13 protein-coding genes and 1 riboswitch are annotated in these 14309 nt (G+C 72.3%); of the genes, 3 read left to right on the top strand and 10 right to left on the bottom strand.

The window, feature by feature from the left end; all coding sequences use genetic code 11:
- Window positions 1-42 precede the first annotated feature (42 nt).
- The 4 genes from ACI1MP_RS30020 to infC form a co-directional block, all read right to left on the bottom strand.
- Window positions 43-897, bottom strand: a complete 855-nt coding sequence (locus tag ACI1MP_RS30020; RefSeq protein ID WP_043909513.1) for an RNA methyltransferase — start codon at window positions 895-897, stop codon at window positions 43-45.
- A 125-nt stretch (window positions 898-1022) separates the two neighbouring features.
- Window positions 1023-1409, bottom strand: coding sequence for a 50S ribosomal protein L20 (gene rplT / locus ACI1MP_RS30015; protein WP_043908885.1), 387 nt, complete (start codon window positions 1407-1409; stop codon window positions 1023-1025).
- Window positions 1410-1513: 104 nt separating this feature from the next.
- On the bottom strand, window positions 1514-1708 hold the full coding sequence (rpmI, locus tag ACI1MP_RS30010; RefSeq protein ID WP_030268653.1) for a 50S ribosomal protein L35: 195 nt from the start codon (window positions 1706-1708) through the stop codon (window positions 1514-1516).
- Window positions 1709-1841: 133 nt separating this feature from the next.
- Window positions 1842-2558 (bottom strand): translation initiation factor IF-3, encoded by a 717-nt coding sequence (gene infC / locus ACI1MP_RS30005; protein WP_100589937.1) that lies wholly within the window; start codon window positions 2556-2558, stop codon window positions 1842-1844.
- A 462-nt stretch (window positions 2559-3020) separates the two neighbouring features.
- Between infC and ACI1MP_RS30000 the strand changes: the two genes are divergently transcribed.
- The gene (locus tag ACI1MP_RS30000) at window positions 3021-3395 is read left to right on the top strand and encodes a DUF1844 domain-containing protein (protein ID WP_100589936.1); all 375 of its coding nucleotides are present in this window, start codon (window positions 3021-3023) and stop codon (window positions 3393-3395) included.
- 99 nt (window positions 3396-3494) lie between these two features.
- On the opposite strand, the gene gcvP is transcribed toward ACI1MP_RS30000, so the two are convergent.
- A complete protein-coding gene (gene gcvP, locus ACI1MP_RS29995; protein WP_380344281.1) occupies window positions 3495-6365 on the bottom strand; it encodes an aminomethyl-transferring glycine dehydrogenase in 2871 nt (956 codons plus the stop codon).
- Window positions 6366-6582: 217 nt separating this feature from the next.
- Window positions 6583-6687: riboswitch (glycine riboswitch) on the bottom strand.
- Window positions 6688-6874: 187 nt separating this feature from the next.
- On the opposite strand from gcvP, the gene ACI1MP_RS29990 reads away from it, so the two are divergent.
- Entirely contained in the window at window positions 6875-7924 is a 1050-nt protein-coding gene (locus tag ACI1MP_RS29990; protein ID WP_404869911.1) for a DUF2382 domain-containing protein, read from the top strand.
- Window positions 7925-8080: 156 nt separating this feature from the next.
- On the top strand, window positions 8081-9550 hold the full coding sequence (locus tag ACI1MP_RS29985) for an MFS transporter (RefSeq protein WP_380344276.1): 1470 nt from the start codon (window positions 8081-8083) through the stop codon (window positions 9548-9550).
- Between the two features lie 199 nt (window positions 9551-9749).
- Here the strand turns inward: ACI1MP_RS29985 and ACI1MP_RS29980 are convergent, their stop codons facing one another.
- The 5 genes from ACI1MP_RS29980 to ACI1MP_RS29960 form a co-directional block, all read right to left on the bottom strand.
- Window positions 9750-11144 carry a DNA polymerase IV gene (locus tag ACI1MP_RS29980; RefSeq protein ID WP_404869910.1) on the bottom strand — a complete coding sequence of 465 codons (1395 nt, stop codon included), beginning with the start codon at window positions 11142-11144 and terminating at the stop codon, window positions 9750-9752.
- Window positions 11145-11181: 37 nt separating this feature from the next.
- Window positions 11182-11895: a vancomycin high temperature exclusion protein gene (locus tag ACI1MP_RS29975; RefSeq protein WP_380344270.1), complete on the bottom strand. Its 714-nt coding sequence runs from the start codon at window positions 11893-11895 to the stop codon at window positions 11182-11184.
- Window positions 11896-11959: 64 nt separating this feature from the next.
- The gene (locus tag ACI1MP_RS29970; protein ID WP_100589931.1) at window positions 11960-12637 is read right to left on the bottom strand and encodes a MerR family transcriptional regulator; all 678 of its coding nucleotides are present in this window, start codon (window positions 12635-12637) and stop codon (window positions 11960-11962) included.
- A 342-nt stretch (window positions 12638-12979) separates the two neighbouring features.
- Window positions 12980-13453, bottom strand: a complete 474-nt coding sequence (locus ACI1MP_RS29965; protein WP_043908895.1) for a bifunctional nuclease family protein — start codon at window positions 13451-13453, stop codon at window positions 12980-12982.
- Window positions 13454-13543: 90 nt separating this feature from the next.
- Window positions 13544-14284 carry a MerR family transcriptional regulator gene (locus tag ACI1MP_RS29960; RefSeq protein WP_043908897.1) on the bottom strand — a complete coding sequence of 247 codons (741 nt, stop codon included), beginning with the start codon at window positions 14282-14284 and terminating at the stop codon, window positions 13544-13546.
- Window positions 14285-14309: the final 25 nt, after the last annotated feature.

Genomic DNA, 14309 nt, shown 5'->3' with positions numbered 1-14309 from the left:
TCCCCCGCCCCGCACCGGCTTTGAGGACCGACCCTAGCGCGCTCAGGCCGTGCCGCGACACCCGCCGGGGGAGCGTTGGGCGCGCGCGGAGGCGTACAGGCACACGGCGGCGGCCGTGGCGAGGTTCAAGCTCTCCGCGTGCCCGTGAATGGGGACGCGCACCACCTCGTCCGCCAGCTCCCGGGTCTCCTCCGGCAGGCCCCACGCCTCGTTGCCGAACACCCACGCGCACGGCCCCTCAAGGGTGCCCTCGTCCAGTTCCTGGTCCAGGTCGCGCTGCCCGGCGCCGTCCGCGGCCAGCACCCGCACCCCGGCCTCCCGCAGCCGCGCCACCGCCTCCTCGACCGGCACCCCGGTGGCGAACGGCAGGTGGAACAGGCTGCCCACCGACGCCCGCACCGCCTTCGGGTTGTACGGGTCCACCGACGCGTCGGTCAGCACCACCGCGTCCGCGCCCGCCGCGTCCGCGGTGCGCAGCACGGTGCCCGCGTTCCCGGGGTCGCGCACGTGCGCCAGCACCGCGACCAGCTTCGGCCGGGCCGCCAGCACCTGCTCGAACGGGGTGTCGATGAACCGGCACAGCGCGACGATGCCCTGCGGGGTGACGGTGTCGCAGATCTCCGCGATCACTTCCTCGGTGGCCGTCAGCACCGGCAGCCCCTCGGCCCGCGCGGTGGTCACGATCTCGGCGTGCCGCTCGGCGGCCTCCTGGGTCAGGTACACCTCCACCACGGCGTGCTCCCCGCCGGCCAGCCGCCCGAACGCCACCGCCTCCCGCACGGCCTGCGGGCCCTCGGCCAGGAATCGCCGCTCCTTGCTCCGCTGGTTGCGCTTGGCCAGACGGCGGGCGGCGACGACGCGCGGGGAACGCAGGGAGGTCAGCAGGGGGGTCTCGATGCTCATGCTCACGTTCTTCGTCACGGAGGGGCGGGAGGACAAGGGCGTGCCGGGGGCACAACGCACGGACCCGCAGGCCGGGCGGCCTGCGGGTCCGGGAAAAAGCAGTCAGGGCACGGCCTGGATCAGGCGGCGACCTTGGGGGCGTTGACGTCCTCCGGCAGCGCCTTCTGGGCAACCTCGACCAGGGCGGCGAACGCGACAGTGTCGTTGACCGCGAGCTCGGCGAGCATCTTGCGGTCGATCTCGACGCCGGCGGCCTTCAGGCCCTGCACGAAGCGGTTGTAGGTCATGCCGTTGTTGCGGGCAGCGGCGTTGATGCGCTGGATCCACAGCTGACGGAAGTCGCCCTTGCGCTTCTTACGGTCGTTGAAGTTGTAAACGAGCGAGTGGGTGACCTGCTCCTTGGCCTTGCGGTACAGGCGCGAGCGCTGGCCACGGTAGCCGGAGGCGCGCTCCAGGATGACCCGGCGCTTCTTGTGGGCGTTCACTGCCCGCTTGACGCGTGCCACTTCATTACTCCTTGGTTCCGGACCCCGGGTTCGTGCCGCCGGTCCGTTATTCGATTCGGTCGGTAAGGATCAGCTGTGCCCGCGGCGTGGCCGCGGGCGGGCGATCACTTGCCGAGAAGCTTCTTGATCTTCTTGGCGTCGCCGGGGGCCATCTCGGCGTTGCCGGCCAGCTTGCGGGTCAGCGTCGAGGGCTTGTGCTCAAGCAGGTGGCGACGGCCGGCACGCTCGCGCAGCACCTTCCCGGAGCCAGTGATCTTGAAGCGCTTGCTGGCGCCGCTGTGCGTCTTCTGCTTCGGCATGTCGCCGTATCTCCTCGTCGGTCCGTTCGCGGCCCGCACCTCGGGGGTGCGGGCCGGAACTGGATGGATCTCGTCTCCGGGACGGTTGCCCCGGGTCCGGTGCCGATCCCGTTCGGAATCCGAGCCCGAAGGCTCAGGCGTCCTGGGCGGTCTCGGCGGGCTGCTCGACCTCGGCGGTCTCGGCGGCGGTCTCGGTCTCCTCGACCTGCTCCACCTCGGCGGCCTCGGTCTCGTCGACCTCGACCTCGTCGTCCGCCTGCTCCGCGGCCGGGCCGCGGCCGAGCCGCTCCGCCTTGCGGGCGTCAGCGGCGGCGCGGGCCTCGGCCATCGCCTCGGTCTTCTTCTTGTGCGGGCCGAGAACCATGATCATGTTTCGGCCGTCCTGCTTGGCCGCGGACTCCACGAAGCCGAGCTCCTGGACGTCCTCCGCGAGCCGCTGCAGCAGTCGGAAGCCCAGCTCGGGGCGGGACTGCTCACGACCGCGGAACATGATCGTGATCTTGACCTTGTCGCCCTGCTTGAGGAACCGGACGACGTGACCCTTCTTGGTGTCATAGTCGTGCGGGTCGATCTTCGGCCGGAGCTTCATCTCCTTGATGACCGTGTGCGCCTGGTTCTTGCGCGCCTCACGGGCCTTCATGGCCGACTCGTACTTGAACTTGCCGTAGTCCATGAGCTTGCACACCGGCGGGCGCGCCGTGGCGGCGACCTCGACCAGGTCCAGGTCGTACTCCTGGGCAAGCTCCAGCGCCTTCGCGAGCGGGACGATGCCGACCTGCTCGCCGCTGGGACCGACGAGTCGCACCTCGGGGACGCGAATCCGGTCGTTGATGCGGGGCTCGGTGCTGATGGGGCCTCCTCGGTTGCACCTTCTTCGATGCGGCCGTCGGACGGCGGTCGCACGTAGTGGTTTCGACCACTGGGCGGGGCTTCATTCATGCTTCGCTGCCCCTCCGCCGTCTGGCAGAAGCACCGAACGCACGAAAAAAGCCCCGCACGGTACAGGCGGGGCTCCACACGTTCCGGGGTGCCCTGTCGGACACCACTGGCAGCAAGCATTCCTTGCGGCGCTCGCCACGGACCGGACCCGTCGACCCTTCGGCCGCTCGGGTGGGAGACTGTCGCAGTTGCCCTCTCGGGCCTCCTGAAGTGGAGCCTCCACTTGCTGGCCGGGCACCCGAATCGGGTTCCTGGCCGGTCAGTCTCGAAGCATACCAGCGTTCCGGGGCCGACCGGTATTCCGGCCCGCCTCCGCCCGCCTTGTACGCTCCCTTTGTACTGCGCTTTCGCACCAGCACCCCGGAGTGACACCTTGACCAGCCAGCCCGACCACTCGTCCGAGTCCGACCAGGCCCTCGGTTTCGACGACCTGACCCGCGACATCGCCGAGGTCCCCGCCGTCGAGGTCATCACCACCGTCGCCGTCCACCTGATGAGCGCCGCCGCCGTCAAGTGCGGCCTGGCCGAGGGCGGCGAGGCCGACAAGGACCTCGACGAGGCCCGCAAGCTGATCACCGCCCTGGCCGGCCTGGTCACCGCCGGAGCCCCCGAGATCTCCAACTTCCACGCCGCCCCCCTCCGCGACGGCCTCCGCTCCCTCCAGCTCGCCTTCCGCGAGGCCTCCCTGATCCCGGACGCCCCGGGCTCCGGCCCCGGCGAGAAGTTCACCGGCCCGGTCTACTCCTGACCCACCCGGCCCGCCCCCCTTCCCGCACCGAGCGGAAGACGCCCACGCCGAAGCCGCCCGCCGGGGGAACTCCCCCGACGGGCGGCTTTCGCTGTGCGACTACGCGTCGTACTCGTCCAGCGGCGGGCACGAGCACACCAGGTTCCGGTCGCCGTACGCGCCGTCGATGCGTCGCACCGCCGGCCAGTACTTGTCCGCCGGGTTGACGCCCGCCGGGAAGACGGCCTCTTCGCGGGTGTAGGCGTGCGCCCACTCGCCGGTCAGCATCGCCGCGGTGTGCGGGGCGTTGCGCAGCGGGTTGTCGTCCGCGTCCCACTCGCCCGCGCCGACCTTCGCGATCTCGCCGCGGATGGCGATCATCGCCTCGCAGAACCGGTCGATCTCGTGCAGGTCCTCGGACTCGGTCGGCTCGATCATCAGCGTGCCGGCCACCGGGAACGACATGGTCGGCGCGTGGAAGCCGTAGTCGATCAGGCGCTTGGCGATGTCGTCGACGCTGACGCCCGTCTCCTTGCTGAGCGGGCGCAGGTCGATGATGCACTCGTGCGCGACCAGCCCGCCGGGGCCGGTGTACAGCACCGGGAAGTGCGGGGCGAGCCGCTTGGCGATGTAGTTGGCGTTCAGCACGGCCACCTGGGTGGCGCGCTTGAGGCCCTCGCCGCCCATCAGGCGCACGTACGACCAGGAGATCGGCAGGATCGCCGCCGAGCCCCACGGCGCGGCCGAGATCGGGCCGACGCCGGTCGCGGGGCCGGCCTCGGCCTGCAGCGGGTGGTTGGGCAGGTACGGCGCGAGGTGCTCGCGCACCGCGACCGGGCCGACGCCGGGGCCGCCGCCGCCGTGCGGGATGCAGAAGGTCTTGTGCAGGTTCAGGTGCGAGACGTCCGCGCCGAACTTGCCGGGCTTGGCCAGGCCGACCAGCGCGTTCAGGTTGGCGCCGTCGACGTACACCTGGCCGCCGGCCTCGTGGACGAGCGCGCAGATGTCGGTGATCTGGGTCTCGAACACGCCGTGGGTGGACGGGTAGGTGACCATCAGCACGGCCAGCTGCTCGCGGTGCTGCTCGATCTTGGCCTTGAGGTCCTCGACGTCCACGTCGCCGTCGGTCAGCGTCTTGACGACGACGACCCGCATGCCGGCCATCGCCGCCGAGGCCGCGTTGGTGCCGTGCGCGGACGACGGGATCAGGCAGACGTCGCGCTGGGTGTCGCCGTTCGCGCGGTGGTAGGCGCGGACGGCCAGCAGGCCGGCCAGCTCGCCCTGCGAACCGGCGTTCGGCTGGATGGACACGGCGTCGTAGCCGGTGACCTCGACGAGCTGCTGCTCCAGCCCGCGGATCAGGGTCAGGAAGCCCTCGGCCTGGTCGACCGGCGCGAACGGGTGCAGCTGCCCGAACTCGGGCCAGGTGATCGGCTCCATCTCGGTGGTCGCGTTGAGCTTCATGGTGCAGGAGCCCAGCGGGATCATGCCGCGGTCGAGCGCGTAGTCCCGGTCCGACAGGCGGCGCAGGTAGCGCAGCATGGCGGTCTCGGAGCGGTGGCTGTGGAACACCGGGTGGGTGAGGTACTCGTCCTCGCGCAGCAGCGCGGCGGGCAGCGCGTCGGCGTCCTCGGCGATCTCCGCGGAGATGCCGAACGCGGCGAACACGGCCGCCAGGTGCTCACGGGTCGTGGTCTCGTCGCACGAGACCGACACCTGGTCGGCGTCCACCCGGTACACGTTCACGCCACCGGCCAGGGCGGCGGCCACGACCTCGTCGGCGCGGCCCGGCACCACGGCGGTGACGGTGTCGAAGAACGCGTCGTGGGCGAGCTCGACGCCGCCCGCGCGCAGGCCGGCGGCGAGCGCGGCGGCGTAGCGGTGGGTGCGGCGGGCGATGTCGGCGAGGCCGTCGGGGCCGTGGTAGACGGCGTACATGGAGGCCATCACGGCGAGCAGCACCTGCGCGGTGCAGATGTTGGAGGTGGCCTTCTCGCGGCGGATGTGCTGCTCGCGGGTCTGCAGGGCGAGCCGGTAGGCGCGGTTGCCGTCGGCGTCGACGGAGACGCCGACCAGGCGGCCGGGCAGGTTGCGGGCGTACTCGGCGCGGACGGCGAGGTAGCCGGCGTGCGGGCCGCCGAAGCCCATCGGGACGCCGAAGCGCTGCGAGGTGCCGCAGGCGATGTCGGCGCCGAGCTCGCCGGGCGAGCGCAGCAGGGTGAGGGCGAGCAGGTCGGCGGCGACGGCGACGATCGCGCCGAGCTGGTGGGCCTGCTCGATGACGGGCTCGATCTCCCGGACCGCGCCGGACGCGCCGGGGTACTGGATCAGCACGCCGAAGACGCCGCGCTCGGCGATCTCGGCGGGGATGCCGTTCGACAGGTCCGCGGTGACGACCTCGACGCCGGTCGGCTCGGCGCGGGTCTGGATCACGGCGAGGGTCTGCGGCAGGGTGTCGGCGTCGACCAGGAAGACGCCGCCCTTGACCTTGGTGACGCGCCGGGCCAGGGCCATCGCCTCGGCGGCGGCGGTGCCCTCGTCGAGCAGCGAGGAGCCGGAGGTGGCCAGGCCGGTCAGGTCGGCGACCATGGTCTGGAAGTTGAGCAGGGCCTCCAGGCGGCCCTGCGAGATCTCCGGCTGGTACGGGGTGTACGCGGTGTACCAGGCGGGGTTCTCGAGGACGTTGCGCAGGATGACCGGCGGGGTGAAGGTGCCGTAGTAGCCGAGGCCGATCATCGAGGTGAGGACCTGGTTGCGGCCGGCGAGCTCGCGCAGCTCGGCGAGCACCTGGGCCTCGCTGCGGCCGGCGGGCAGGCCGAGCGCGGTGAGGCTGCGGATGGCGTCGGGCACGGCCGCGTCGGACAGTTCGTCCAGCGAGGTGTAGCCGACCTGGGCCAGCATCTTCTGCTGGGCGTCGCTGTCGGGGCCGATGTGGCGGTGCTCGAAGGGGCTGGCCTGCTCAAGGTCGCTGAGCGTCGGCTGGGCGTTCATGGGGGTCGGGCCTCCTGGTCGCGGACCGGCGGTGGTACGCACGCCGGCCGGCCGCTGTGGGGCGTCGGGGCGCACGAACCCGTCAGCCTCCCCCTCTGTCATCGGTACCTGAGAGCTTCGCGCGCCCGGGTGGTGCCCCGGTCGGCTTGCACCGTCGGCGAGGGCAGCGTCCGATGGCTTCGGTGCCGACGGTCCTGCCCTGCTTTCCAGAGTGACCTGGTCCCACTCGGTACGGATGCCTGAGAGATTCCGGGGAGGGGTTGCTCCTTCGGCGTCCCGCAACCCCCTTGATCAGGGGCCGGGACTCTCCCGAGCGGGCTCGGCGGTCGCCGCCCAGGGTACCAGCGCCGACCTGGTCGATCACCGTGACGGCCCTGCGATCGACCCCGGACGGCGGCACCCGGGGCGACACCGTCCGTTACGTGGCTTTTGGTGTGGAATAGCGGCCCGGCACGCTCCTCCGGCCGCTCCCCCGACGGGTCCCCCAGGAGCAGCGGCGGGAGGACAGCGTGCAGACCGATATCGATCCGCGCGACCTGATCGGACACAAGGCGGTCGACCGGAACGGTGACAAGATCGGCACGGTCGACGAGGTCTACCTGGACGACGCCACCGGCGAACCGGAGTGGGCGGCCGTCCGGACCGGGATCTTCGGCCGGGACGCCTTCGTCCCGCTGGCCACCAGCGAGTTCTCCGGCGACGAGCTGCACGTCCCGTACGACAAGTCACTGATCAAGGAGTCCCCGGACTTCGGCGTGGGCCAGCACCTCTCCCCGGAGCAGGAGCTGGAGCTGTACCGCTACTACGGGCTGAACACCTCGGGCGACGAGGAGCCGTCCGTCCGGTTCACCGCCGGGCCCGCCCCGGAGCCGGCCCCGAAGGAGCACTCGGAGCAGGTGGCCGACCGCGACTTCGGCGAGGTCGCCTCCTCCCCCGGCCCGGTCCAGGGCCCGGCCCAGGGCCCGGCCCCCGCGCCCCTGGGCTTCACTCGGCCCGACCCGACCCCCGAGCCGCCCGCGGCCCGGCCCACCGAACGGCCCGCGGCCCGGCCCGCCGAGCCGCTCGCCGCCCGGGCGGACCGGCAGAAGGCGCTGGAGATCACCTGCCGCGAGGAGCGCCTGGACATCACCACCCAGTGGCACAACACCGGCACCACCCGGCTGCGCAAGTACGTGACCACCGAGGTGGTGGAGCGCCGGGTGCCGGTGGTGCGGGAACGGGTGCGGGTGGAGCGGTTCCCGGTGTCGGACGCGGAGCGGGAGGCGCTGAGCGACCAGGAGATCGCCGAGGCGATGGAGGAGGTCACGCTGCGCGAGGAGCGTCCGGTGGTCCGCAAGTACCTGGTCCCGGTGGAGCGGGTGCGGCTGGTGGTGGAGCGGTACACCGAGGAGCAGGTGATCCGCGAGGAGCTGCGCCGCGAGCAGGTGCAGGTGCACGGCGCGACCGACGGCGCGGGCGCGGGTGCGGACGACGGCGCGGCCGCGCAACAGCAACAGCAACAGCAACAGCAACAGCCGTGGAACGCGCAGCCGTCGCCCCCGGCGACGTCGCCGGTCTGACGAATCGCCAACTCCCGGCCCCGGTCCGCCTCGGCGGGCCGGGGCTTCGACTTTGCCAAAGCTTCACCATTAGATATTTGACAGATTGAAGCATCCCCCTGGATCGTTACTTCAGTTCCTGCACTATCGCCGTATGAAGCAACCGGAGGATTTCCCGTGAGTGAGGCACCACAGCCCACCGCCGCGGCCGCCAAGCCCACCAGCGCCAGGGTCCTGCCCGCGCTGATCCTCGCCATGCTGGCCTACAGCGTGGTCCAGACCGCGGTCGTCCCGATCCTTCCGAGCCTGGCCGCCGAGCTGAAGGTGTCGGGCTCCGACATCACCTGGCTGATGACGGCCAACCTGCTCTCCGCGGCGGTCCTCACCCCGCTGCTGGGCCGCTTCGGCGACCTGCGCGGCCGCAAGCCCGTGCTGCTGATCTCGCTGGCCGGCCTGGTGCTCGGCTCCGGCCTCGCGGTCTGCACCCACTCCTTCGGCCTGCTGGTCGTCGCCCGGGTGCTCCAGGGCGCGGGCGGCGGCGTGCTGCCGCTGGCGATCGCCATCGTCCGTGACGAGCTGCCGAAGCAGAAGGTCACCGCCGGTGTCGCCGCCATCTCCGCCTCGATGGGCGTCGGCTCCGGCCTCGGTCTGGTCGCCACCGGCCTGCTGCTGGAGCACTGGGACTACAAGTCGATCTTCTGGATGGGCCTGATCTTCGGTCTGGCCGCCGTTGCGCTGGTGGTCCTGCGGGTGCCCAGCGACCCGGTCGTCGACAAGAACGGCGGCGCCGACCCGCTCGGCGCGCTCACCCTGGCCGGCTGGCTGTCCGCCCTGCTGATCGCCGTCAGCCGCGGCAACGAGTGGGGCTGGGGCTCCACCCGCACCCTCGGCCTGTTCGCCGTCGCCGCCGTCGTCGCCCTCATCTGGCTGCTGGTCGAGTCCAAGGTCGCCCACCCGCTGGTCGACCTGAAGATGATGGCCCGCCCCGCCGTCGCCTTCACCAACATCTCCGGCCTGCTCATCGGCTTCGGCATGTACGGCTCGTTCATGGTGATCAGCAACTTCGCGCAGACCCCGGAGAAGTTCACCCACTACGGCTTCACCGCCACCGTCCTGCACGCCGGCATCATGCTGCTGCCCTCCGCGATCGGCTCCATGGTCGCCGCCCCCGTCGGCGCCCTGCTGATCGCCCGCCGCGGCCCCCGTCTCCCGCTGGTCCTCGGCGGCCTGCTCGGCGCCGTCTCCATGGGCTACCTGGCCCTGCGCCACAGCGCCGAGTTCGACATCTACTTCTCCTCTGCCGTCTTCGGCCTCGGTGTCGGCCTGGCCTACGCCGCCATGCCGGCCTACATCAACGGCGCCGTCCCCGCCGAGCAGTCCGGCATCGCCAACGGCATGAACGCCGTCCTGCGCACCGTCGGCGGTGCCATCGGCACCGCCGTGATGGCCGCGATCCTCACCGGCGACACCCTCAAGCTCCCCATCCCGGTGCACCTCCCCACCCTCAACGCCTACCAGAACGCGTTCTGGGTCGCCGGAGCCATGTGCCTGGTCGCCGCGGTCGTCCCCTTCGCCATCCGCCGCACCGCCCCCGCCGCCACCCCCACCGAGCAGCCCACCCCGGCCCTCGCCAAGACCGACGCCTGACGGCGTCCCCTCGCGTACTGGACACACGCGAGTCACCACGGACACCCCCCGCCACGGGCATCGGCGGGGGGTGTCCGTCATTTTCACGCGAGCGGGTACGAAACCGGGGGCGCGAGGAACTGCGCGCCCAGCCCCCCACCGCCCCCAACTCGCCGCCGCCACCCCGCCCCCACCCCCGGAGGCGACCGGAGCAGGCGGCTCACCCCTCACTCGCCGGAGGCCTGAGCGGGAGTGCCCCCGAAGCCGCCAGCTCCTCGTCGTCCACCGCGAACGTCCGCACCCGCCCCGGCCGTTCCGAGTACGGCGTCTCGAACCGCACCGTCACCCGGCCGACCCCGCTCCCCTGCACCCACCCCGGCCCGAACTCACGATGCGTCACGTCCTGCCCCGGCCACCACCGCCGGACAGCAGGCTCCCCGGGAACCCCCTCCGCCTCCTCGATCCCGTCCTCCCCCTCCCCTTCTCCTTCGCCGTCCGCCTCCCCCTTCTCCTCCCGCTCCAGCTGCGCGAACAGATCCTCCTGCGTGTAGTCCGCGAGCTGCGTGACCCCCACCCCCAGCAGTCGCACCCCGCCGGTGGTGTCCACCTGCATCGCCAGCCGCCGCGCCGTCGCGGCGATCACCTCGGGCTCGTCCGTCGGCCCGCCCAGCGTCTCCGACCGGGTCAGCGTCGAGAAGTCGAACCGCCGGACCTTCAGCACCACCGTCCGCCCGGAGCGCCCGGCCGCGCGCAGCCGTCGTACGCACCGCGCCGCCAGGTGGTCGATCTCGCGCAGGATGCGGTCCCGGTCGGCGAGGTCGACCTCGAAGGTGTCCTCCACCGAGACCGACTTGGCGTCCCGGTCCGGCACCACCGGCCGCTCGTCCCACCCGAGCGCCATCTGGAAGACGCCCGCGCCGTGCGCCTTCCCCAGCAGTCCGACCAGTTCCTCGAACCCGGCCTCCGCCAGGTCCGCGACGCTCGTCAGCCCGGCCCGGCGCAGCGCCTGCTCGGTGGCCGGCCCGATGCCGGGCAGCGCGCGCACCGGCATCGGGGCGAGCACGGACTTCTCGGAGCCGGGTTCGATCAGCACCAGCCCGTCGGGTTTGGCCTGCTCGGAGGCGATCTTCGCCATCAGCTTGGACGCGGCGGCGCCGACCGAGGCGGTCAGCCCGGTGCGCTCCACGATGTCCGCCCGCAGGTCCTCGGCGAGCGCCAGCACCAGTTGCGCGCCCTCGGCGGGCGTCGCAGCGGCCAGCGCCGGCCCGTACGGCCCGGCTTCCAGGTCGACGAACGCCTCGTCCAGGCTGAGCGGTTCGACCAGCGGGGACCGCTCCCGCAGCAGGCTCATGACGATCTCGCTGTTGGCCCGGTACGCCTCGAACCGGCCGGTCAGGAACGCCGCGTTCGGGCAGAGCCGCCGGGCCTGCGCCATCGGCATCGCCGAGTGCACGCCGAACTTCCGGGCCTCGTAGGAGGCGGTGGAGACCACGCCGCGCCCGCCGAGGCCGCCGACGATGACGGGTTTTCCGCGCAGGCTCGGTTTGGACGCCTGCTCCACCGCCGCGAAGAAGGCGTCCATGTCGAGATGGATGATGCTCGGCACGGATCGCACTGCTCGATCATCCCGCGCACCACCGACAATCCCGGTCCTAACCTCGCGCCGCGTCCGCGAGCGCCTTCGCCACCCCGTCCTCGTGCCGTCCGAGGAACGTCGGGTCGGGTCGCACCACCACGTTCAGGAAGGCTTTCGCCGCGCTGCCGATCTCCCGCACCTCGCCGTAGTGCCAGGTGGTGTCGTGCCACTCCTCCACGCCGACACCGGACGCGTCGATCCCGGCCGCCCGGCACAGCGCCAACGCCCGGCGCACGTGGAAGGTCTGACTGATCAGCACGGCCCTGTCGACGCCGAATACGCGGTGCGCACGGGTGCAGGAGTCCCAGGTGTCGAAGCCCGCGTAGTCGCCGACCACCCGCACCCCGGGCACCCCGCGTTCGATCAGGTACGTCCGCATAGCGTCGGTCTCGTCGTACTCACGGGTGCCGTTGTCGCCGGTCACCAGGATCGCCTGCACCTTGCGCGCCCGGTACAGCTCCAGTGCGGCGTCCAGCCGGTGCGCCAGGTAAGGGGAGGGTCTGCCGTCCATCAGGCCGGCGCCGAACACCACCGCGACCGGCGCGGCCGGCACGCTCTGCACGGTGCCGATCTTGTGGGCCTGGGTCACGAACAGCCAGGCGTCGGGGGTCACTCCCAGGGCCGCGCACACCGCCAGCGCCTGGAACCAGCGGCGCTGCCCGCGCCTGCTGCCCCAGCCGGGCGGCCGCCGCGTCAGCAGCCACCGCCAGCGCCGCCCGAGCCCCTGCATGATCGTCCACACAGGGGAGTTGACGATCCGTCCGCCCGACCGGTTCCCGCCGGTCGGCGGGCGGTCAGACCGCGCGGTTGCGGCGTTGCGCCAGCTCGTCCCCCGGGTCGTGGCCGACCAGCGTCTCGCCGGTGTCGGTGCGCTCGCCGTGCAGCCGGCCGAGCGTGGCCTCCAACTCCTGCCAGACCGCGCCGACCGCGATGCCGAACACGCCCTGGCCGCCGTTGAGCAGGTCGACGACCTGCTGCGGGGAGGTGCACTCGTAGACCGTCGCGCCGTCGCACATCAGGGTCAGCCCCGTCAGGCCGGCCTGGTCGGCGGACTGCAGGTGGGTGACGGCCACCCGGATGTTCTGGAGCGACACGCCGGCGTCCAGCAGCCGCCTGACGATCTTCAGCAGGAGGATGTCCCGGAAGCTGTACAGCCGCTGCGCACCGGCCGGGTACCCGGAGCGCACCGAGGGCTCCAGCAGGCCGGTGCGGGCCCAGTAGTCGAGCTGCCGGTAGGTGATGCCGGCGGCCGCGCAGGCCGTCGGGCCGCGGTAGCCGACCAGTGCGGAGGTGGGGGTGAGCCGTTCGATCGCGGGCTGCCCGGGCTGGACGGCCGGGAACCGGCCGACTCGGGGCAGCTCGTCACCGTCCGGTTCGGGCCGCCAGGGCCGCCCGATCGGACCGCGGCCGGCGCGCGGCACGTGCACCGCGCACAGGGCTCCGGAACGCGTCTCGTCGCCGGTGCCGCTCATCGCCAACCTCCGTCCATTCCGCCTCAAGGCCCCCATGGCCCCGCACGGACCCGGCGGGCCCAGGCTGCGGGCGGCCCGTCCGGCGGGCCATCACCTGACGGTAGGCAGTCGCCCGAGCACCGTCAACGATCGCCACGCCGGGGCCTCGCACAAACTTCACCCCATCGAGTGGTTATTCGTGCCCCAAGTGCGGGTAGCGGAATGGATTTCTACCACAGCCGAGTTGCGGCCCACGGCCTGCCCCGCTAGCAGAGCGTCCGCCACCGGTCACCGGTGGTCGCCCGGGACGGGGACAAGACGGGACGGGTGCGGGCAAGGACAGGCATGGACGGCAACGGCCGGCTACTGCGGGCCGCCGCCGAAGTCCTCCGGCGAGACCTGGTCCAGGAACTCCCGGAACTTCTCGACCTCGTCCTCCTGCTCGTCCGGGATCGAGATGCCGGCCTCCGCCAGCACCTCCTCGCTCCCGAAGATCGGCGTGCCGGTGCGCAGCGCCAGCGCTATCGCGTCCGAAGGGCGCGCACTGACCTCGGCGCCGCCCGAGAACACCAGGTCGGCGTAGAACACACCGTCCCGCAGGTCGTTGATCCGCACCTCGGTCAGCTGCTGGCCGAGCGCCTCCAGCACGTCCTTGAACAGGTCGTGCGTCAGCGGCCGCACCGGAGTCATGCCCTGCTGGGCGAAAGCGATCGCGGTGGCTTCCCCCGGCCCGATCCAGATCGGCAGGTAGCGGTCACCGCCGACCTCCCGCAGCAGCACGATCGGCTGGTTGGAGGGCATCTCCACCCGGACACCCACGACGTCGAGCTCATTCACACCAGCAACCCTATGGCGCGCGCCCCCGATAGGAAAGCGCAGCAGGCAGCGGCCGCCGCGATCCGGACGCGCCGATCGCGGGCCGCCCGCTCAGGACAGCGCCCGCAGCCCCGCCTGGACCATCGCCGCGTGCAACCGCACCGACAGCGTCGCCAGCTCCCGGGCCGTCGCCTCCGCGTGCGCCCGGGTCTGCGGATTGCGGTGCCGGCGCAGCGGCGCCACCACCTGCTCCACCAGCGACACCTCGCGGTCCGCGGCCGCCTTCACCGCCCGCAGGTGCCGCGGCTCCAGACCGAACCGGCCCAGCTCCGCCACCAGCCGCGCGATCTGCAGGGCCTCGCCGTCGTACCCGCCGTCCGGCCCGGGCTGCACCAGCCCGTACGCCTCCCACTCGACGAGTTCGCGTTCCTGCGCCTCCGCCGCCGCGATCAGCTCGGCCCGGCCGAGGCGCACCCCGCCCGTCGCCGACGACCCCGCCAGCTCCCGGTCCGCCTCCTCCAGCGGCCCCGGGCGCGCCTCCGCACCCGGCAGCGCCGGCGGCTGCTCGCCGCGCTCGATCGCGTCCAGGTGCTCGCGGATCACCCGCAACGGCAGGTAGTGGTCGCGCTGCATCCGCAGCACGTACGCCAGCCGCTCCACGTCCGCCGCCGAGAACTTCCGGTAGCCGGACGGGGTGCGCTGCGGCTCGACCAGGCCCTCCGCCTCCAGGAAGCGGATCTTCGAGATCGTCACCTCCGGGAAGTCGTCCCGCAGGAAGGCCAGCACCGCGCCGATGGACAGCAGTTCGTCACCCCGCCGGCGCGCCTCGCCCGCGCGGCGCGAAGCCGGCACGGGCGAGGACCCGAGGGACGGGGTC

The sequence above is a fragment of the Kitasatospora griseola genome, from assembly GCF_044999035.1.
GTDB lineage: Bacteria > Actinomycetota > Actinomycetes > Streptomycetales > Streptomycetaceae > Kitasatospora > Kitasatospora griseola.
This window is presented reverse-complemented; position numbering and strand designations above follow the sequence as displayed.

What these genes read in the sequence shown, in the direction of transcription:
- ACI1MP_RS29970 (WP_100589931.1), bottom strand. Translation starts at nt 12,637, where the DNA reads ATGAGCGGCACCGGCGACGAGACGCGTTCCGGAGCCCTGTGCGCGGTG.
- rpmI (WP_030268653.1), bottom strand. Translation starts at nt 1,708, where the DNA reads ATGCCGAAGCAGAAGACGCACAGCGGCGCCAGCAAGCGCTTCAAGATC.
- ACI1MP_RS29975 (WP_380344270.1), bottom strand. Translation starts at nt 11,895, where the DNA reads ATGCAGGGGCTCGGGCGGCGCTGGCGGTGGCTGCTGACGCGGCGGCCG.
- gcvP (WP_380344281.1), bottom strand. Translation starts at nt 6,365, where the DNA reads ATGAACGCCCAGCCGACGCTCAGCGACCTTGAGCAGGCCAGCCCCTTC.